The organism is Bradyrhizobium sp. 62B, assembly GCF_030272265.2.
Lineage (GTDB): Bacteria > Pseudomonadota > Alphaproteobacteria > Rhizobiales > Xanthobacteraceae > Bradyrhizobium.
In genome coordinates, this window is record NZ_CP092841.2 from 253146 (window position 1) to 272892 (window position 19747).

Annotated in this window: 15 protein-coding genes and 1 riboswitch; of the genes, 3 read left to right on the forward strand and 12 right to left on the reverse strand. The window is 65.5% G+C overall.

Annotation, left to right across the window (positions count from 1 at the left end; translation table 11 throughout):
- Positions 1-32: 32 nt before the first annotated feature.
- The 3 genes from ML401_RS01215 to ML401_RS01225 all read right to left on the reverse strand — a co-directional run bounded on the left by ML401_RS01215 (position 33) and on the right by ML401_RS01225 (position 2777).
- Positions 33-647, reverse strand: a complete 615-nt coding sequence (locus ML401_RS01215) for a 2-hydroxychromene-2-carboxylate isomerase (protein ID WP_285809231.1) — start codon at positions 645-647, stop codon at positions 33-35.
- A gap of 95 nt (positions 648-742) precedes the next feature.
- The gene (locus ML401_RS01220; RefSeq protein WP_285809234.1) at positions 743-2092 is read right to left on the reverse strand and encodes an MATE family efflux transporter; all 1350 of its coding nucleotides are present in this window, start codon (positions 2090-2092) and stop codon (positions 743-745) included.
- Between the two features lie 88 nt (positions 2093-2180).
- Entirely contained in the window at positions 2181-2777 is a 597-nt protein-coding gene (locus ML401_RS01225; protein WP_211415171.1) for a DUF2239 family protein, read from the reverse strand.
- Positions 2778-2942: 165 nt separating this feature from the next.
- On the opposite strand from ML401_RS01225, the gene ML401_RS01230 reads away from it, so the two are divergent.
- Entirely contained in the window at positions 2943-3608 is a 666-nt protein-coding gene (locus ML401_RS01230) for a glutathione S-transferase family protein (protein WP_285809237.1), read from the forward strand.
- Positions 3609-3726: 118 nt separating this feature from the next.
- Here the strand turns inward: ML401_RS01230 and ML401_RS01235 are convergent, their stop codons facing one another.
- Both ML401_RS01235 and ggt read right to left on the reverse strand, forming a co-directional pair.
- Complete coding sequence (locus tag ML401_RS01235; protein ID WP_285809240.1) at positions 3727-5022, reverse strand: MFS transporter; 1296 nt, start codon at positions 5020-5022, stop codon at positions 3727-3729.
- Between the two features lie 96 nt (positions 5023-5118).
- Positions 5119-6867 carry a gamma-glutamyltransferase gene (gene ggt, locus ML401_RS01240; RefSeq protein ID WP_285809241.1) on the reverse strand — a complete coding sequence of 583 codons (1749 nt, stop codon included), beginning with the start codon at positions 6865-6867 and terminating at the stop codon, positions 5119-5121.
- Positions 6868-6970: 103 nt separating this feature from the next.
- Between ggt and ML401_RS01245 the strand changes: the two genes are divergently transcribed.
- Positions 6971-8356 (forward strand): MFS transporter, encoded by a 1386-nt coding sequence (locus tag ML401_RS01245; RefSeq protein ID WP_259218354.1) that lies wholly within the window; start codon positions 6971-6973, stop codon positions 8354-8356.
- A gap of 128 nt (positions 8357-8484) precedes the next feature.
- On the opposite strand, the gene purH is transcribed toward ML401_RS01245, so the two are convergent.
- From purH to ML401_RS01260, 3 genes are all read right to left on the reverse strand, one after another.
- Positions 8485-10077, reverse strand: coding sequence for a bifunctional phosphoribosylaminoimidazolecarboxamide formyltransferase/IMP cyclohydrolase (purH, locus tag ML401_RS01250; RefSeq protein WP_285809242.1), 1593 nt, complete (start codon positions 10075-10077; stop codon positions 8485-8487).
- 24 nt (positions 10078-10101) lie between these two features.
- Positions 10102-10183: riboswitch (ZMP/ZTP riboswitch) on the reverse strand.
- Positions 10184-10241: 58 nt separating this feature from the next.
- Positions 10242-11960, reverse strand: a complete 1719-nt coding sequence (locus tag ML401_RS01255; RefSeq protein ID WP_211415166.1) for a heparinase II/III family protein — start codon at positions 11958-11960, stop codon at positions 10242-10244.
- Positions 11961-12118: 158 nt separating this feature from the next.
- Positions 12119-13465, reverse strand: coding sequence for an RsmB/NOP family class I SAM-dependent RNA methyltransferase (locus ML401_RS01260; RefSeq protein WP_211415165.1), 1347 nt, complete (start codon positions 13463-13465; stop codon positions 12119-12121).
- Positions 13466-13654: 189 nt separating this feature from the next.
- On the opposite strand from ML401_RS01260, the gene ML401_RS01265 reads away from it, so the two are divergent.
- Positions 13655-13858: a DUF1674 domain-containing protein gene (locus tag ML401_RS01265; RefSeq protein WP_194405318.1), complete on the forward strand. Its 204-nt coding sequence runs from the start codon at positions 13655-13657 to the stop codon at positions 13856-13858.
- A gap of 56 nt (positions 13859-13914) precedes the next feature.
- Here ML401_RS01265 and cysN read toward each other — a convergent pair whose 3' ends face one another.
- The 4 genes from cysN to ML401_RS01285 all read right to left on the reverse strand — a co-directional run bounded on the left by cysN (position 13915) and on the right by ML401_RS01285 (position 19588).
- Positions 13915-15810: a sulfate adenylyltransferase subunit CysN gene (cysN, locus tag ML401_RS01270; RefSeq protein ID WP_285809246.1), complete on the reverse strand. Its 1896-nt coding sequence runs from the start codon at positions 15808-15810 to the stop codon at positions 13915-13917.
- On the reverse strand, positions 15810-16772 hold the full coding sequence (cysD, locus tag ML401_RS01275; RefSeq protein ID WP_285809248.1) for a sulfate adenylyltransferase subunit CysD: 963 nt from the start codon (positions 16770-16772) through the stop codon (positions 15810-15812). Before cysD ends, cysN begins: the two co-directional genes overlap by 1 nt.
- A gap of 5 nt (positions 16773-16777) precedes the next feature.
- Complete coding sequence (locus ML401_RS01280) at positions 16778-17794, reverse strand: sulfotransferase family protein (RefSeq protein WP_285809250.1); 1017 nt, start codon at positions 17792-17794, stop codon at positions 16778-16780.
- A 153-nt stretch (positions 17795-17947) separates the two neighbouring features.
- Positions 17948-19588, reverse strand: coding sequence for a methyl-accepting chemotaxis protein (locus ML401_RS01285; protein WP_376717401.1), 1641 nt, complete (start codon positions 19586-19588; stop codon positions 17948-17950).
- Positions 19589-19747: the final 159 nt, after the last annotated feature.

The window sequence follows — 19747 nt, forward strand, 5'->3', positions numbered from 1 at the left end:
ACTCGCTATTCGCTACTTGCCATTCGCGCGCTTCACTTTCCCGACACCATCTCCTCGACCTCGCGGAGCTGCTCCTTGCCGAAGAACATCTCGTTGCCGACGAAGAAAGTCGGCGAGCCGAACGCGCCGCGAGCCACGGCTTCCTCGGTATTCTTGATCAGCTTGCCCTTCACGTCGGGCTCCTGCGCGCGGGCGAACAGCTTCTGGGCATCGAGCCCCGAGGCCTCCAGCGCCTTCGCGACGACTTCAGGATCGTCCATCTTCTTCGGCTCGCGCCACATGTGGTGGAAAGCGGCCTCGACGTATTTCTCGAACACGCCCTCCGCTTGCGCCGCGATCGCCATGCGCATCAGGTTCAGCGTGTTGACGGGAAAGTGCGGATTCCAGACATAGGGCTGAACCTTGAAGCGCTTGATGAAGCGCTCGGTCTCGACCTGCAGGAATTCACGCTTGTTCTTGACGCCGGCGAGCGTTTCGGCCGGCGACTTGTTGTTGGTCGACTTGAAGATGCCGCCGAGCAGGATCGGGACATATTCGAACTTGACGCCGATGCGCTGCTCGATCGCGGGAATCGCGAGATGACTGAGATAGGCGTTCGGGCTGCCGAAATCGAACAGGAATTGCGGCTCTTTGCGGGTCAAACTCATCTCCCTGACCTAACTTTTTGATCTGGCTTTGATCCATTGTGGCGCAGGGCGGTCCACAGGTCCACCGTTTAATGATGATCATAATACTCTGGGCATCAGACCAGGCGCCGGATTGCCCGCTTGCGCCACACCAGCAAGTAATAGCCCATCTGCAAAACAAGCATGGCGCAGAACACGATGGGATAAGCGGCCCATACGCCCTGAAGGCCGATGATGCGGCTCAGGACGATCGCAGCGGGCAGCTCGATCGCAACGATCGCGAAGATCGAGAGCAGCATCGGCGTCAGCGCGACGCCGGCCGCGCGCATCGCCCCGGAAAACACCGTGGCGAGGCCGAACGGCACCGAGCTCCACAAGGCGATGTCGAGCAGGCCCTTCGCCAGTTCGAGCACGGCGGCGTCGGTGATGAAAATGCCGAGGATGGCTCGCGGCGTGAGATAGATCAGTGTCACGAGCCCGCCGGTCAGGACGAAGTTGAAAGCGAGGCCGGTTCGCACGATGCCGTCGAGCCGGTCGCTATTGCCGCTGCCGACCGCCTGTGCGCCCAGGATCGAGACCGCGATCGAAATCGACATGGCCGTGAACTGCGTGTAGCCCATCACCTGGTTGACGGCGCCATAGGCTGCGGTGGCGTCCGATCCAAAACCGTTGACGAGGCCGAGCAGAACCAACTCCGCGATCGCCATCACGACCATGCCGACGGCGCTCGGCAATCCGATGCCGAGAATGTTGCCGAGCATGGCGCGGTTGAGTCGCAGCTGGCGCAGCAGGGCCGCGTCGGGCGCAAGCGCGTGCTTCTTCCGCCGCAGATGGGCGGCCAGTGCGATCAAGGTGAGCGCGTTCGCGATCGCCGCCGCCCAGGCCGGGCTGGTGATGCCGGCCGCCGGCAGTCCGAACGATCCGCGGATCAGCATCGGGGTCAGGATCAGGCCGATCGCCGTCGACAACGCCAGGGCCAGCAGCGGCGTGAGCGCATCGCCGACGCCGCGGATCATCGCCGTCATCAGCAGGAACACGAAGCCGAGCGGCAGGGTGAACAGCATGATCCGCGCATAGGCGCTGGCTGGAGCGAGAATGTCCGCGGGCGTGGCGAGCGCCATCATCAATTGACGGCTGAAGAGCCCGCCGATCAACGCCACCGAAACGGACAGCAGCAGGCCGATCGCAAGCGTGGTGCCGACAACGCTTCTGATCTTGTCGTGCTCGCGCGCGCCGAAGGCCTGACCGATCAAGACGGTTGCGCCGGTGCTGAGGCCCATGACGAAGGCGAACAGGAAGAACATCACGGGGAAGAACACCGAGACCGCCGCCAGCGCATCGACGCCGATCATCTGGCCGAGATAGACGTTGCTGACGGTGCCGAACAGCGATTGCAGCGCGTTGCTCAGCATCAGGGGTGCGAGGAAGCGCAGGAACGTCTTCCAGAGCGGCGTGGCGGCGGACATGGCTATGCCTTTCATCAGGGCGTGCGACGCCGTTGCCGCGCAAGGCGCGGCTCGGCCGTCGATGGGGTTGTGAAGAGCGGTGCGCGGCTTACGCGCGGTCGCTGTAGGCGAGCTTGACGATGTGGTCGCGGATGTCGGTCGGCCAGTCCGCGATCAGTGCGGTGAAGCGGCGCCGGTCATCTGCGAACAGCGCGCGCGAGGCTTCCTCGAACTGCGGCAGATTGCCGGCCATGGTCGACATGAAGTGATAGGCCGCATCGCGTGCCTGCCGCTCGCGATCCTTGTCGCCGCTCGCGCGCCTGGCTTCGTCGACCAGCTTGCGCAGCGCGACCGAGGCGCCGCCTGCTTGCGCGCCGAGCCACTCCCAGTGCCGCGGCAGCAGCGTCACCTCGCGCGCGACCACGCCGAGCTTCGGCCGGCCGCGGCCGCGCGGCTCGCTCGGTGGCGTGCTCTCCTCGACCGGAGGCGGGACAAGCTTGGCCAATCGCGCCAAGACCTCGCGATCGCCGCCGCGCAGATCGAAGTCGATCGGTCGGCCCGTGGCGTCCTCGAATATGATGATCGGCTCGTCCGGCCGGGCCGCCACCCGCTTGACGACCAGTGCGACCTCGCCGGCCGGCCCGGACACCAGGCGGCGCGGCCCCTGGAAGGCGGTGAAAATCTTCTGCATTGGAATCATTGCCATATTAACGATGTTATCCGTTTTAATATCCGGGTAAATTTGCGAGGTCAATATACCCGGGTGAAAATATCTGCCTGGACGGCTCGACATTGTGTTCCCAGGCTGGCACGAACAGCGCCGCCGACCGACCACGCCTAGCCACCACGCCTAAGCCTTGGGGACCTACCGATGCTGACCGTTCACCACCTCAACAATTCCCGCTCGCAGCGCGTGCTGTGGCTGCTCGAGGAGTTGGGCGTGCCTTACGAGATCGTGCGCTACCAGCGCCAGCCGGACATGCGCGCGCCGAAGGAGCTCCGCGCCATCCATCCGCTCGGCAAGTCGCCTGTCATCACCGACAACGGCAACACCGTCGCCGAATCAGGCGCGATCATCGAATATCTCATCGCGACCTACGGCAACGGCCGGCTGATCCCGCCGCCTGATACGCCGGAGCGGCTGCGCTTCACCTATTGGCTGCATTATGCCGAGGGCTCTGCGATGCAGCCGCTGTTGCTGAAGCTTTTGTTCACGCTGATGCCGAAGCGCGCGCCCGCGCTGCTTCGTCCGCTGGTGCGCAAGGTCTCGAACCAGGCGCTGACCACGCTGGTCAATCCGCAGCTCAAGCAGCACATGGATTACTGGGAAGGCGAGCTCGGCAAAAGCGAGTGGTTCGCCGGCAACGAGTTTACCGCAGCCGACATCCAGATGAGCTTTCCGCTGGAAGCGGCGCAAGCGCGCGGCGGGCTCGAGCAGGGTCATCCTAAGGCGATGGCCTTTTTGGAGCGCATCCACGCGCGGCCGGCCTATGCGCGTGCGCTGGAGAAGGGCGGGCCGTACCAGGTGGGACGATAGTCATAGGGCCGTCATTCCGGGGCGGTGCGCAGCACCGAACCCGGAATCTCGAGGTTCTCAGGTGCGCAATTGCGCACCACAGTTCACGCTTCGCGTGCCCCGGAACGACATCTCTCCGTTAATGCGCGTGCAGCACACGTCCGCGTGTCTCCGGCAGCGCAAAGGCGGCGATGAAGAACACCGCGTAGGCCGCCACCGCGAAGATCGCGATCGCATTCGCCAGCGATGTCGTCGCGGACAGGGCGCCGACGAGGAAGGGAAACAGCGCGCCGATGCCGCGGCCGAAATTGTAGCAGAAGCCCTGGCCAGAGCCGCGCAGCCGCGTTGGATAAAGCTCGGTCAGGAACGCACCGACGCCGGAGAAATAGCCCGAGGCGAAGAAGCCGAGCGGGAAACCGAGCACCCACAGGATCTCGTTGGTGAGCGGCATCTGCGTATAAAGCAGCACCACCCCGATGGCTCCGATCGAGAAGATCAGGAACAGATTGCGCCGCCCGATCCGGTCGGCGAGCCAGGCTCCCGTGAGATAGCCGATGAAGGAGCCGATGATCAGGGTCGACAGATAACCGGTCGAGCCGACGATCGACAGGTGCCGCTCCTTGGTCAGGAATTGCGGCACCCAGAAGGTGACGGCGTAGTAGCCGCCCTGGCAGCCCGTCGCCATCAGCGAGGCCAGGATCGTGGTCTTCAGGATCGGGCCGGAGAAGATCTCCCAGAGCGCAGGGCGATCGCCGCTCGCAGCCTGCCTGGCGCGGGCCTGCGCCGAGATCTCCGGCTCGGTGACCGAGCGGCGGATGTAGAACACCAGAAGGGCCGGCAGCGCGCCGATCACGAACATCCAGCGCCATGCCGTTTCCGGCGGCAAGACCGAGAACAGGATCGCCTGCGACAGCACCGCGAGGCCCCAGCCGACCGCCCAGCCAGACTGCACCGAGCCGACCGCGCGCCCACGATATTGCGGCCGGATCGCTTCACCCATGAGCACGGCACCCGCGGCCCACTCGCCGCCGAAGCCGAGGCCGAGCACGGCACGCGCGATCAGGAGCTGGTCGAAATTCTGCACGACCGCGCAGACCAGCGAGAAGAACGAGAACCAGATGATGGTGATCTGGAGCGTTCGCACCCGCCCGATATGGTCGGAGAGATAGCCGCCGAGCCAGCCGCCGATCGCGGACGCCAGCAGCGTCACCGTGCCGGCAAGGCCGGCCGAGGCGGCATCGACCTTCCACAGCGCGATGATGGTGCCGATCACCAGCGGATAGATCATGAAATCCATGCCGTCGAGCGCCCAGCCCGCCGCGCAGGCCCAGAACGTCCGGCGCTCCGGCGCGTTCATGTCGCGATAGAACGCGAGAAGGCTGGTGTCCTCGATCTCGGCGCGCTCGATGTTCTGGAGCGGATCGGTCGTGGTCATGGCGTTTCCCCGGCAGTTTTTTTGGCTGCCCTTTGGTAGCACGCGTGGCCGCGAGAGCTAGCGGGCCGGCGCTCCCGTGCCATGCAAACGGCGTGGCTAGTGCCCGGCCGCCTCTGCGCCCCGTGTGCGGGGGTCGGGTGCGCCGAGTGGCCCGTTCGGCGTCACGAGAATCGAATTCGCCGATGTCTGCCCCATCGGCTCGACGATCGTGTGGCCCATCGCCTTCAGCCCCTGCAACACGTCCTCGGGAAAGCCGCGCTCGACGCGCACTTCGTCGGGCAGCCATTGATGATGCAGCCGTGGCGCCGCGACGGCCGCCGCAACATCCATCCTGTAATCGAGCAGGTTGACGATCACCTGCAGCACGCTGGAAATGATGCGGCTGCCACCGGGCGAGCCCGTCACCAGCACCGGCTTGCCGTCCCGGAGAACGATGGTCGGCGACATCGATGAGAGTGGACGTTTGCCGGGGCCGGGCAGATTGGCCTCGAAGCCGACGAGGCCATAGGCGTTCGAGGCGCCGACCGCGGCGGTGAAGTCGTCGAGCTCGTTGTTGAGCAGCACGCCGGTGCCTTCGGCAACCAGGCCGACACCGTAGCTGAAGTTCAGCGTATACGTATTGCTGACCGCGTTGCCGCGGGAATCCACCACGGAGAAATGCGTGGTGTTGCTGCCCTCGCGCGGCGAGGGGGCCGCGGATGCAAGCTCTTTCGACGGTGTGGCGCGATCGGCAGAGATGCCGGAGCGCAGCTTGGCGGCGTAGTCCTTCGCGGTGAGCGTCTCGATCGGCGCGTTGACGAAGGCGGGATCGCCGAGATAGTGCGCGCGGTCCGCATAAGCGCGCTTCATCGCCTCGACCAGCAGATGCAGCGATGCCGGCGATCCCTGCTTCAAATCGGCAAGCTGGAAGCCTTCGAGAATGTTGAGGGTTTCCACCAATACGATGCCGCCGGACGAAGGCAGCGGCATCGAGACGATGTCATAGCCGCGATAGCTGCCGCGAACCGGCGCGCGGATCACGGCCTGATATGCTTTCAAATCGGCCGGCGTCATGATGCCGCCCGCATCAGCCACCGCCTTGGCGAGCTTTTCCGCAACCTCGCCCTCATAGAAGCCGCGTGGCCCCTGTGCGGCAACGGCCGAGAGCGTTTCGGCGAGATCGCCCTGCACCAGCCTGTCGCCTTCACGAAGCGGCGAGCCATCGGGCCGCGAGAAGATCTTGGCCGACGAAGGCCAGCGTGCCAGTCGCCGGTACCAGGTCGGCAGCGTATCGGCCATGTCGTCGCTGATCACGAAGCCGTCGCGCGCGAGCGCAATCGCAGGCTCGAGCAATTGCGCCAGCGTGAACTGGCCGGAGCCGTATTTTTCCAGTGCCAGGGAAAGACCGGCAATCGTGCCGGGCACGCCCACGCCGAGCGCGGAATCTCGTGACTTCGCCGTATCGGGCTTGCCGTCGGCGTCGAGGAATATCTGCGGTGTGGTCGCTGCCGGCGCCGTCTCACGATAGTCGATCGTGATGTCTTCATTGCGGTCAGCGGAATGGATCACCATGAAGCCGCCGCCGCCGATATTGCCGGCGCGCGGATAGGTCACGGCCATCGCAAAGCCGGTCGCGACCGCTGCGTCGACCGCATTGCCGCCACGCCGCAGGATCTCGGCGCCAACTTGCGCGGAGATCTTCTCCTGCGCGACCACCATGCCATGCTCGGCCGCAACGGCGCGCACGGCGTCGCGAGCGGGTGGGACGTAGCCCTGCCGTGCGTCCTGGGCGGCTGCGGGTGCAAGACCAAACGTCAGAACGGCTAGGAAGGCGAAAAACGTCCGCCGGGTCGAATATGACGACATGATCAAGTTTCCGCAGGGGCTTCGGACTGGTTCACACGCCTCGCTGCAATGCTATACGGTTTGCCCCAACAGAGGCAAAACTGTTCGTGATGAGGACTGCGTGATGACGACGATCGCCCCGGATGCGCGCATGGCCGATGCGCAGCGGACCTATCCGCCACGCGCCGCCGTCGTCAGCTGGATCTTCTTCGATTGGGCCGCGCAGCCCTATTTCACGTTGATCACGACCTTCGTGTTCGCGCCGTATTTCGCAACCAGCATTGCGCCGAATCCCGCCACAGGCCAATCGCTGTGGGGATTTGCGATGGCGGCTGCGGGACTTGCGATCGCGCTGCTGTCGCCGGTGCTGGGGGCGATCGCGGATGCTTCCGGCCGAAGGAAGCCGTGGATTGCGGGATTCGGCGCGGTGCTTGTGCTGGCATCGTGCACGCTATGGATCGGCAAGCCCGGTGATCCCTCGGTCATTCCGCCCCTGCTCACCGCGGTTGCGCTCGCCAGCGTCGGCGCGGAATTCGCCACCGTCTTCAACAATGCGATGATGCCGACGCTGGTGCCGCCGGAGCGGATCGGCCGGCTTTCCGGCACCGGCTGGGCGACCGGCTATATCGGCGGCATCGTCAGCCTGATCATCGTGCTCGGCCTGCTCGCCGCCAATCCCGAGACGGGCCGCACATTACTGGGCCTGACGCCGTTGTTCGGGCTCGATCCGGTCAGCCATCAGGGCGATCGCATCGTCGGACCGCTGACCGGGCTGTGGTTCGTGATCTTCGTGACGCCGCTGTTCCTGTTCACGCCGGATTACCCGGCGAAGCGCCCGCTGCGCGAAGCGCTGCACGAAGGTTTGGCGGCGCTGAAGAAATCGATCAAGAGCCTGCCGACGCAGAAGTCGCTCGCGGCATTCCTGCTCGCCAACATGATCTACACCGACGGCCTGGTGTCGCTGTTCGCCTTCGGCGGCATCTATGCGGCCGGCACGTTCGGCTGGCACACCATCCAGATCGGCACCTTCGGAATCATGCTCGCGATAACAGGCACATTCGGCGCATGGCTCGGCGGCAAGCTCGACGATCATCTCGGGCCGAAGCGCGTCATCGCCGGAAGCTTGCTGTTGCTGCTGCTGTCGGTGGCAGCGATCCTCCTCGTCGACAAGGATAGCGTGTTGTTCGTCAAGGTCGCGCCGCCGCAAGCAGGCGCCGCCATGTTCTCGAGCGCCGCGGAACGCGCCTATCTGGTGCTGGGCTGCCTCATCGGCGCGGCCGGTGGTCCACTGCAGGCGGCGTCACGCACGCTTCTGATCCGTCTCGCGCCGAGAGATCGCATCGCGCAATATTTCGGTCTGTTCGCGCTGACCGGGAAGGTGACGTCCTTCATCGGACCGTTGCTGATCGGCATGATCACCGCTGCGACGGCGAGCCAGAAGGCCGGCATGGCGGTGCTGGTGGTGTTCTTTGTCGCGGGATTGGGGCTGTTGATGCGGGTGCGGGAGTAGCACCCCATCGTCATTCCGGGGCATCGCGGAGCGATGAACCCGGAATCCAGAAGTTGTGGCGCGAGACTCTCAGGTGCGCAATTGCGCACCAGGGTTCACGCTGCGCGCGCCCCGGAATGACGGCGAACTCAGTGCCGGAAGTGCCGCGTCCCGGTGAACACCATGGCGATGCCGTGCTCGTCGGCGGCCTTGATCACCTCGTCGTCGCGCATCGAGCCGCCGGGCTGCACCACGGCGGTGGCGCCGGCTTCGATGCAGGCGAGCATGCCGTCGGCGAACGGGAAGAACGCATCCGAGGCCACCACCGAACCCTTGGTGAGCGGCTCGGGAAGCTTCAGCTCGTTCGCCGCGTCCTGCGCCTTGCGCGCCGCGATCCGCGCTGAGTCTACCCGGCTCATCTGGCCTGCGCCGATGCCGACGGTGGCGAGATCCTTGGCGTAGATGATTGTGTTGGACTTGACGTGTTTTGCCACCCGGAACGCGAATTTGAGGTCGCGCATTTCGGCCTCTGTCGGCGCACGCTTGGTCACAACCTTGAAGGTCATGTCGTCAACCACGGCGTTGTCGCGGCTCTGCACGAGCAGGCCGCCGGCAACCGTCTTGGCGGTGAGACTGGGCGCGCGCGGGTCGGGCAGGCTGCCGGCGAGCAAGAGGCGCAGGTTCTTCTTGCCGCCGATGATGGCGATCGCTTCCTCGGTGGCGTCGGGCGCGATGATCACCTCGGTGAAGATCTTGGTGATCTCGCGTGCGGTGTCGGCGTCGAGCGCGCGGTTCATCGCGATGATGCCGCCAAAGGCCGAGGTGGAATCGCAGGCCAGCGCCTTGCGATAGGCCTCGACGAGGTTCGCGCCTTCCGCGACGCCGCAGGGATTGGCGTGCTTGACGATGACGCAGGCCGCGGTGCGCTTGGTGTCGAACTCGCCGATGCATTCATAGGCGGCATCGGTATCGTTGATGTTGTTGTAGGAGAGCTCCTTGCCCTGGAGCTGCCGCGCGGTCGAGACGCCCGGGCGCTTTTCCGGCGTCGCGTAGAACGAAGCGGTCTGATGCGGGTTTTCGCCGTAGCGCAGCGACTGGATCAGCCTGCCGCCGAAGGCACGGAAGTCCGGCGCTTCGATCTCGAGTTGGCGGTTGAACCAGTTCGAGATCGCGGCGTCATAGGCGCCGGTGCGCGCATAGGCCTTTGCGGCAAGCCGCCGGCGCAGCTTCAGCGTGGTGGCGCCCTTGTTGGCGGCAAGCTCGTCGAGCACGGCCTTGTAGTCCTCGGCTTCCACCACGACGGCGACGTCGTCATGGTTCTTGGCGGCGGCGCGGATCATCGCGGGGCCGCCGATGTCGATATTCTCGATGCAATCCTCGAAGCCCGCGCCTTTGTCGACGGTCGCTTCGAACGGATAGAGATTGACGACGAGCAGATCGATCGGCGCGATGCCGTGCGCCTTCATCGCCTCCGCATGCTCCTTGTTGTCGCGGATCGCGAGCAGCCCGCCGTGGACCTTCGGATGCAGCGTCTTGACGCGACCGTCCATCATCTCGGGGAAGCCGGTGAGGTCGGAGACGTCCTTCACCGCGAGGCCGGCCGCGGCAATCGCTTTCGCAGTGCCGCCGGTCGAGACCAGCTCGACACCATGCGCGGCCAGCGCTTTGGCGAAATCGATCAGGCCGGTCTTGTCGGAGACGGAGAGCAGAGCGCGGGTGACGCGGCGGGGGTGGTCAGTCATGAGCAAGATCCTCTGTTCAGGGAGTGTCTATGCCCAGGCGCGCGGCAGATATGTGTCGCGCTTCCCGATGGTGCTCCATCCAAGGTCGCCAGTCGCGCGAGCGAGGGCTCGATAGCAGCTTTTGGCCGTTTTCACAACGACGAGATGGGCCAAATCGTGTGCGTTTACAGCGGCAGTTCCGGCTCCCGCCGCGCGTTACGGCGGGCATTGGTCACCGCCGGCGAGGCCGTGGAGCGCACGAAGCTCCAGCGGATCGAGGGCGCCTGGCGAGCATCCTGCCGGATCACGATCTGCGCGGTGCGGCGCGGGCCGTCATTGCCGGCCAGGAACACGCTGTCCTCGAGGTCGACCTTGTCGTCCAATGCTTCGAAGGTCCAGACGTCGCGGTTCGGCAGCACCAGCATGACGCCGCGGGCATCCGACAGCCGGCTCGCCTTCACGGCCGGATGCAGATGGAAGCGCAGCGCGAAATCGGCATCCGCGCCCTTGAAGCGTCCGCCCTGCGGCGGCGACAGCGTGTCCTCGCCGTCGATGCGCGCGCCGTCATTGGCGATCATCAGCACGCGGCGATGGATCGCGCCGAACTTGGAGAGATAGCCGTCATGCGAGGCCGTGAGCAGCGTGCCGTTCTGCACGATCTCGCGGTAGCTCTCGACCTCGACGGGCCCGCTGGTGACGGGCGAGCCGTGCAGCAGCCGCTTCATCGCCGACATCTCGACGAACTGACAGGACGAGGTGTCGTGATAGGTCAGCGTCGAATGCGCCGCCGTGCCGCGTGCGAACGGCCGCCAATTGTCGCGGCCCGTGGTCGGCATGCCGCAATTGGTGACGATGCGGCTGATGCCGGAGGACAGCTCGAACGACAGGCAGCCGGCATGGGCATCGTGACTGACGCCGGCCGGCGGCGGCGGCCCCGTGTCGATGATCACGGTGGTCTGGCCGGCGTCGAGGCGCTGGAAGCCGGTATGCGGCATGTTCGCCATCGGCGCGCCGTGGGTGTCGTCATAGGCGAGCAGCGTGGCGAGCAGATCCGAGGATGTCGCGCTCATGCCGTTGAACAGCGCGAAATTGCCGTCGCCGTGCCGGAAGAAGCGCAGCATCGGCATCATGCGGTCGATCGCGTTGAGCAGCGCCGGCGGCGGCGCGATATTGCGCGCGGCGAAGGTCTGCCGCAGCGGCAAGAGGTCGATCAGGAGCTCGATCAGCGCGCCGGGGTTGCGGGAGATGTGTCCGCCATCGGGCAGGATCTGCCGCTGCAATTCGTCCGACAGCTTTTTCGATGCGCTGCGGATGTGGCGCGCCTGGTTGGCAAGGCACAGCGCCGCATAGCACAGCGCGATCAACACCTGCAGCTTCGGCACCCCATCCGGAATGTCGACCATGGCGAAGCGCAGGAAGCGGATCTCGCGTGCGAGGGCGCGCAGGTAACGGCGGTAGAATTTGTTGTCGGTCTCGTTCAGCACCAGCGGCGCCTGCGACAGCAGCGAGATCACGCGCCTCGCCAGCACGTCGGCGCGGCGCGCGACGGGACGGCGCTTGTTGGCGGGATTGGCGATCCAGTCCTCGATCAGGGCGCGCGCATTCGCGCGTGTCAGCGCGGTGTCGGCGGCGCGCAGATGGCGCAGCCAGCCGAAGCCGAGCAGCGCGACCTCCCAGTCCTCCGACGGCGGCTCGAGATCGAAGATCGAGCGGCCGTGGCAATTGACGATCTTGCCGGCGAAGACGAAGCGGCCGGCATAGATTTCGGCGGCGCGGGTCGCATCCGCGGTGCGCAGATCGTGCGGCGCGATGATCAGGCGGTCGGTGCGGCCGGGCCAGACCCGCGACAGCGCAACGGAACCGCCGCTCGCGCGCGCGAGCATGTTCCGCGCGAAGCGGTTCATGACGAGCGTCGAGATACGTCTGCGTTGAGCGACCGACACGCCTTGCCTTGAAGGGGGAGAGGGATTCCGACGAATCCCTATTAATCCCAAAATCGGACGCCTGACACCACCTTGAACGTGTGCGAATCAGCGCCGTGGTCGCAAAATCCAGTGCAAAATCAGGATTTAACGAGCCGGGCCGCGAAAAATCCGTCGAGACCGCCGAGCTTGGGATCGGCGTTCGGCAGATGGCTGGGCAGGGTGCGCAGATCGCCCTCCGGCGTGAGGATTTCGTCCAGGCCCGCGACCTCCGACGCCGTGATCGGGACGCGGCGAAGCGCAGGCTCGGCCGCCAGCAGCGTTGCCACGGCCTGCTCGCCTTCTTCGGGTTCCAGCGAGCATGTGCAGTAGATCAGCGTCCCGCCCGGCTTGAGCAGCGACACCGATTTTCGCAGCAGTTTTTGCTGGAGCGCGGTCAGAGCGGCGATGTCGGATTCCTGCCGCAGCCAGGCCACGTCGGGATGGCGGCGGATCGTGCCGGTCGAGGTGCAGGGCGCATCGATCAGGATACCGTCGAAGCCCTCGGCTGGACCGGCCCATTCGACGGCGTCAGCGACGACGGTCTCGGCCTGGAGCGACAGCCGCGCCAGGTTTTCGCGCAGTCGCGCCACCCGGGCCGGCGAGCGGTCGATCGCCGTGACATGCGCGCCTGCCAGCGCCAGTTGCGCGGTCTTGCCGCCGGGGGCGGCGCAGAGATCCGCGATGGACTTGCCCTTGACGTCGCCGAACAGCCGGGCCGGCAGCGCGGCGGCGGCGTCCTGCACCCACCATTGTCCCTCGGTGAAGCCTGGCAGCATGGTCACCGCGCCGTGCAGCAGCATCCGCACCGTCCCGGTCGGCAGCGTCTCGCCGTGCAGGCGGCTCGCCCATTGCGCGGGATCCGACTTCACGGTGAGATCGAGCGAGGGCTCGTGGCCGAGCGCCAGCGCCATCTCGCGCGCGGTCGCCTCGCCATAATGCGCGCTCCAGCGCGCGAGCAACCACGGCGGAAGGTCGAGCGATTGCGTGGCGACCTCCTCGACCAGCGCCTTGCCCTCGCGCGCGCAGCGGCGCAGCACGGCGTTGACGAGGCCGGCATAGCGCGCGGCGCGCCGGTCGGATTGCACCAGGCGAACGGAGAGGTCGACGGCCGCGTGATCCGGCACGTCCATCCAGAGGATCTGCGCCGCACCGATCAGCAGCGCGCTCTGTGCGCGCGGCGCTTCGGAGGGAATGCCCTTGTCGAGCAGGCGCGACAGCACGTGGCCGAGCGTGCCGAGCCGGCGCAGCACGGTGGCGACCAGACGCCGCATCAGTGCGCGGTCGCGGTCGGCCAGCGTCTTCAGTCCGGGATGGGCGCCGCCGCCGTCGAGCTGATCGTCGAGCGTGCGGTGCTTGTGCAGCACGCCGTCGACGATGTCGGCGGCGATCCGACGTGCCGCAAGGCCTGGCACTTCGGACGGAGGGGCAAAACGTTGAGATGGCATGCGGAAGCAAGGTTCTGAGCGAGCGGCAGTTCCGCCGCAATGGGCGCATGCCTTGAGAAAGCGATCTCTGGCACGCGAATATGCCAAATGTAAGAATCACTTCCGGCTTTTTCAGCCCTCCGGGCCTGATTTCAGGAATGCGTTATTGCACGTCGCAATGGGGCGCGTCCTGCGCTAGAAGACCGGACGATGAGTGACCAGCCTCCCGTCCCCGATCGCAAGCAGCTGTCGCCGGCCGCCCAGCGCGCGCTGGCCGAAGCCGAGGCACGCCGGCAGGCTGCCGCCGCGGAGGCCAACGGCGAGGCCAAGGCGAAGGAGCTGCAGGGACCGAAGGGACCCGAGCCGACCCGCTACGGCGACTGGGAGCGGAAGGGCATCGCCTCCGACTTCTGAGCCGTTCCGACTTCTGAGCCGTTGCCGATCCCGCCGATCGTGTCTGCCTCCGGACGCTACAGATAGTGATTGTCGCGGAGGTAACGGATGATGCGATCGCAGGCCGCCTCGGTCGACAGCTCCGAGGTGTCGATGGTGATCTCCGGCGCTTGCGGCCTCTCATAGGGATCGTCGATGCCGGTGAACGCCGGTATCTCGCCTGCCCGTGCCTTGCGATAGAGTCCCTTGGGATCGCGGCGTTCGCATTCGGCGAGCGGGGTCGCGACGTGGATCTCGATGAATTCGCCCGCCTCGACCCGCTGGCGTGCCAGCTCGCGCTCGCGGCGGAACGGCGAGATCAACGCGACCAGCGCGATCATGCCGGCGTCGACGAACAGCGCGGCGATCTCCGCGGCGCGACGGACGTTCTCCGCCCTGTCCGCGCTGGAGAAGCCGAGATCGCGGTTGATGCCGTAGCGAAGGTTGTCGCCGTCGAGCAGCGCGGCGTGGCGGCCGAGCTCGGCAAGCCTGCGGTCGACGAGATCGGCGATCGTGGATTTGCCGGCACCGCTCAGCCCCGTGAACCAGAGCACGCAGGGCCGTTGCTGCTTCAGCCGCGCCCGCACCGATTTGTCCACGGCCAGCCGCTGCCAATGAATGTTGGTGGCGCGGCGGAGCGAAAGGTCGATCATTCCCGCGGCGGCCGTGCGGTGGCTGATCGGATCGATGAGAATGAAGCTGCCCATGTCGCGGTTGTCGCGATAGGCCTCGAACACCAATGGACGGTCGAGGTTGAGATGGGCGTAGCCGATCTCGTTGGCACCGAGCGTCTCGGCGCTTTCCTGCGCCATGGTGTCGATGGCGATGCGGTGCTTGAGCGTCGTGATCACCGCGCCGGTCGAGGCCGCGCCGCATTTCAGCAAATAGCGCCGGCCCGCGACCATGGCCTCGTCGTCGAACCAGACGAGATGGGCGGCCAACTGGTCCGAGACCTGCGGAGCGGCTCCCGCCGTCAGCACGTCGCCGCGGCTGACGTCGATCTCGTCGGCCAATGTGAGCGTGACCGATTCGCCCGCCGCCGCGCGCTCGCGCTCGCCGCCGGGCGTAAGGATATGCGCGACGCGCGTCTGACGGCCCGAGGGCTGCACCGCGATCGTCTCGCCGGTCGCAATCGTTCCGCTGGCGATCCGCCCGCAGAAGCCGCGGAATTCGGCGTTCGGCCGGTTGACCCATTGCACCGGCAGCCGGAACGGCTGCCGCGAGACCGCGCCGGAAACGTCAACCGATTCCAGATAGGCCGTGACGGTCGGGCCGCTGTACCAGGGCATCCGCGCGCTCGGCGCGACGATGTTGTCGCCGTCGGGCGCGACGATCGGAATGCACTGGACCTGCGAGATTCCGAGCTGTCCGGCCATGGTGAGGTATTCGGCGGTGATGGCCGCAAAGCGATCTCCGTCGAATCCGATCAGGTCCATCTTGTTCACGGCGAGCACGACGTGACGGATGCCCAGCAGCGACAGGATGTGGCTATGGCGCCGCGTCTGCGTGATCACGCCCTTGCGGGCGTCGACCAGCACCACGGCGAGCTCGGCGTTGGATGCACCGGTGGCCATATTGCGCGTGTACTGCGCATGGCCTGGCGTGTCGGCGACGATGAAGCGGCGCAGCTTGGTGGCAAAGAAGCGGTAGGCGACGTCGATGGTGATGCCCTGCTCGCGTTCGGCCTGCAAGCCGTCGACCAGCAGCGCGAAATCGAGATCGCCGCCGGTGGTGCCGACGGTCTTGCTCTCGGAGGCCAGCGCGTCGAGCTGATCGTCCAGCAGCGTCTTGGAATCGTAGAGCAGCCGGCCGACCAGCGTGCTCTTGCCGTCGTCGACGCTGCCGCAAGTGACGAAGCGCAGCGTCGGGCGGTCGTCCTGATCCAGCCGCGGCGCATCGGAGGCGGCGATCGTGGGGGCCTCGTGATAGGACATCAGAAATAGCCTTCCGCTTTCTTGCGCTCCATCGATGCCGGGCTGTCCCGGTCGATCATGCGTCCTTGCCGCTCGGAGGTGCGTGAGGCCGTCATCTCCCGCACGATCTCGGGCAGGGTTGCCGCCGTCGAGATCGTGGCACCGCTGAGCGGATAACAGCCCAGGGTCCGAAACCGGACCGAGCGCCATTGCGGCTGTTCGCCTGCAAGCAGCGGCATCCGTTCGTCGTCCACCATGATCAACGCGCCGTCGCGCTCGACCACCGGACGCGAGGCCGCCAGATAGAGCGGAACGATCCGGATGTCTTCGAGCAGGATGTAGTCCCAGACGTCGAGCTCGGTCCAGTTCGACAGCGGAAACACCCGCATGCTCTCGCCGGGCGCAAGCATCGTGTTGTACAGGCTCCACAGCTCGGGCCGCTGGTTCTTCGGATCCCAGCGATGCGCCGCGCTCCGGTGCGAGAACACGCGCTCCTTGGCGCGCGACTTCTCCTCGTCGCGCCGTGCACCCCCGATCGCGGCGTCGAAGCCGTGAAAGTCGAGCGCCTGCCGCAACGCCTGCGTCTTCATGACGTCGGTGTAGCGGGCCGAGCCGTGGGTGAAGGGGTCGATCCCCTCCCGCAATCCGTCGTTGTTGGTATGGACGATCAGATCGACGCCGAGCTCGCGCGCGCGGCGATCGCGGAACGCGATCATCTCGCGAAACTTCCAGGTCGTGTCGACGTGCAGCAGCGGAAACGGCGGCTTGCCGGGATGAAACGCCTTCATCGCCAGATGCAGCAGCACCGACGAGTCCTTGCCGATGGAATACAGCATGACCGGCTTGTGGAACTCCGCCGCTGTCTCCCGGAGGATATGGATGCTCTCCGCCTCCAGACGGCGGAGATGGCTGGCGGCGTGACGCTGCTCGCCGCCCGTTCTTTCAGCGAAGGCGGGTTCGGCGGTCGTGGGACACTCCAGCATGCTGATCACGCGGCCTCAGCGAACCAGTCGCCGAACAGGTCCGCGGAGATTGCGGCATTGAGGCCGAGATCGCGAACGCATGCCGCGACCGAGGCTCGATAGACGTCATTGACCCCGCAGCGCTCCAGAATTTCCAGCTGAGCTTCGCTCACCGAGGCGGTCGCGCGGCGCTGATAGCGATAGGCGCTGTCGGACGTGTGCAGATTGGGCACCTTGTAGATCGTCGCTTCGCTCGGAAAGATGACGCGTGCGTTGTTCGCTTGAACGTCCCCCGGTTCCCGCCATGACGTCACGGCATTCTCGGTGAAGCTACTCGAAAGGCCGAGGCGATCGAACAAGACGCGCACCGAGGATAGAGCCTCCTTGCTCACCTCGTAGACGTAGTGGGTGACGGGAACGCCCTGTTGCCGGGCGTAGTTTGCGACGCGGGCCGCGCTGAGTGCGGCGACGACGTAGTGCCGCAGCAACGAATCTGCGGGCGCGCGCGAGATCAGCTTCTCGAGCCATGACGCCAGCGAACTCGCAGGCTCGCGATCGAGCATGATGAGATGCAGGCGGTGCCGCGGGTAACCCGCGTCGATCAGGAGCTGCAACGGATTGAACAAGCTCTCGGCGAGCACGTAGGGCCCGATCGTTTCCTTGCTGAAGATGTGCGGCTCGTCGGACGCCGAGGGGATGACCCAGGGCGTCAGCGGACGGCCGACCAGCGCCTCGCGCAGGATCGCCTTCAGCGGTTGATAATATGAGGGCATGCCAGTCATCCCGAACAGATTGCTGAGAGCAGTCGATCCGACCCTGGCCTTGCCGCATGCGAAATAGAGCATCGGAAAGTCTTGCGCGGGGCGATGCTGGAAATGTCCGGCGAGGCAGTCCGTCACTTCGCGCATCAATGTCGCGAGGGTGACGGTTCTGGTCTGGAATTCGCCCACTGGCGACAACGGCATGGTGTCGAGGGAATGATGCTGCTGCCGAACAAGATCGGCCATTCGTTCGAGCGAATCGGCTGTTGCGTCGATGTTCATGTTGGGGGACCCACACGGCTGGGAGTTCCACGAGCAATTGCTCGTTGGTTCTTATCCAACCTACAGTTGCTGATGGTGCCTAACAATTCCGGGCAATCCCGGAGGCGCGATCTTATGCGACGAGCATCGGAGATATGTTGCCGCTTTGCGGATTCATGCCGCGCGCACCGTGTTGAGGAACTTCTCCACCTCGGTCTTCAACAGGGCGCTTTCGCTGGAGAGCGAACGCGCCGATGTCAACACCTGTCCCGACGCCGCGCCGGTGGCGCTCGCGCCGTGACTGACCTGGGCGATCTTGTCTGCGACTTCCACGGTTCCCTTGGCGGCCTCGCTGACGTTTCGCGCAATCTCGGCCGTGGCCGCACCCTGCTCCTCGATCGTCGCAGCAATGGTCGTCGAAATATCGGAGATGCGGGCGATGGTCGCGCCGATCTCCTTGATTGCGCCGACGGAGTCCTCCGTAGCCGACTGCATGCCGGCGATCTGCGCGCTGATTTCCTCGGTCGCTCGCGCCGTCTGCGCCGCAAGCGCTTTGACCTCGCTCGCCACGACTGCAAAGCCGCGGCCGGATTCGCCGGCGCGCGCCGCCTCGATCGTTGCGTTCAGCGCGAGGAGATTGGTCTGCTCGGCGATCGCCGTAATCAATTTGACGACGTCACCAATTCGGCCGGCCGCCTTGAGCAGTTCATTGATCCGGATATCGGTGCGCTCGGCCTGCTTGACCGCTTCGCCGGCGATGCGGCTGGAATCGTGGACCTGGCGGCTGATCTCGACGACCGACGTGCTCATTTCTTCGGCGGCCGACGCTACGGCTCCGACATTGGTCGACGCTTCCTCCGAAGCGGCCGCGACCATCCCGGAGAGCTGCTGAGTCTCTTCCGCGGTTCCCGACAGCGTGCCGGCGGCAGCCTCGAGCTGTTGGGAGGCTGCCGACACGGAGCCGATGATGCCACCCACGGCGGCTTCGAACACGCCGGCCAGCTTGGTCATTTCTTCCTTACGCTGAGCAGCGGCCGCAGCTTCCAGATTCTTCTGCTCGGCTTCCATCTGCTCGATGCGAATCAGATTTTCCTTGAAGGTCTGAGCCGCGCGAGCGTTGTCGCCGACTTCATCGCCTCGGCGCGTGTAGGGGATCTCGACCGCCTTGTTGCCGCTGGCGAGCTGGAGGAGCACGTCGCCGATACGCCGGATCGGCCGGGCGATGTTCAACACGGAGAACACTGCGGACCCGATCAACGTCAGAACGACGAATACGCCGACGATCAATGCGAAATTGGCGACGCGATCCAGTTCGGCTAGCATCTCGCCCTTGCGGCGCGCGGCGAATTCGTTGGCAACGCCAACCAGATCGTCGATACGTTTGCCGACTTCGAGCGCTGCCGGACGCATACGCTCGGCGAGAATGCTTGCCCTCGCCGCTTCGGCTGCAGTCCTGGCGCTGCCGGCGGCGCTGATGACGGTCTTTTGCGCGACGGCCAGTTCAATGCCACTGGCCAGATACGCATCGACAAATTTCTTGGTCTCACGATAGGCGTCCTGGGTGACCTTCCGGGTCGCCCGCTCCGTCGCGGCATCGATTTCCGCACCGGCTTCGCTTGCTCGTGCGCGGAGATTCTCCAGGAGCTTGTCGACCTCTCCGGCCGTCGCAGCGGAACCGATCTCGAGAGCTGCGAGCTGCGCCCGCGCCATCGCGGTCTGCGTCGCCTGGGCATTGCCCTTGTTGAGATAGTTGATCGTGACCAGGCGATTGGATTCAGCAATCGACCGGTTCCCAAGCATCTGGTTGGTCAGCATGCCGCAGACCAGCACGATGCTCACGCCCGTCACGATGCCGAGCTTCGTTCCAATGCGAAATCTGAAAGACCTCACCGCAATCTCCCTCGCGTTACCCGTAACACGTATTCGCAACCAATGATTGAGATTTGGGTAATATTCGCGGATCTCCAGTAGAAC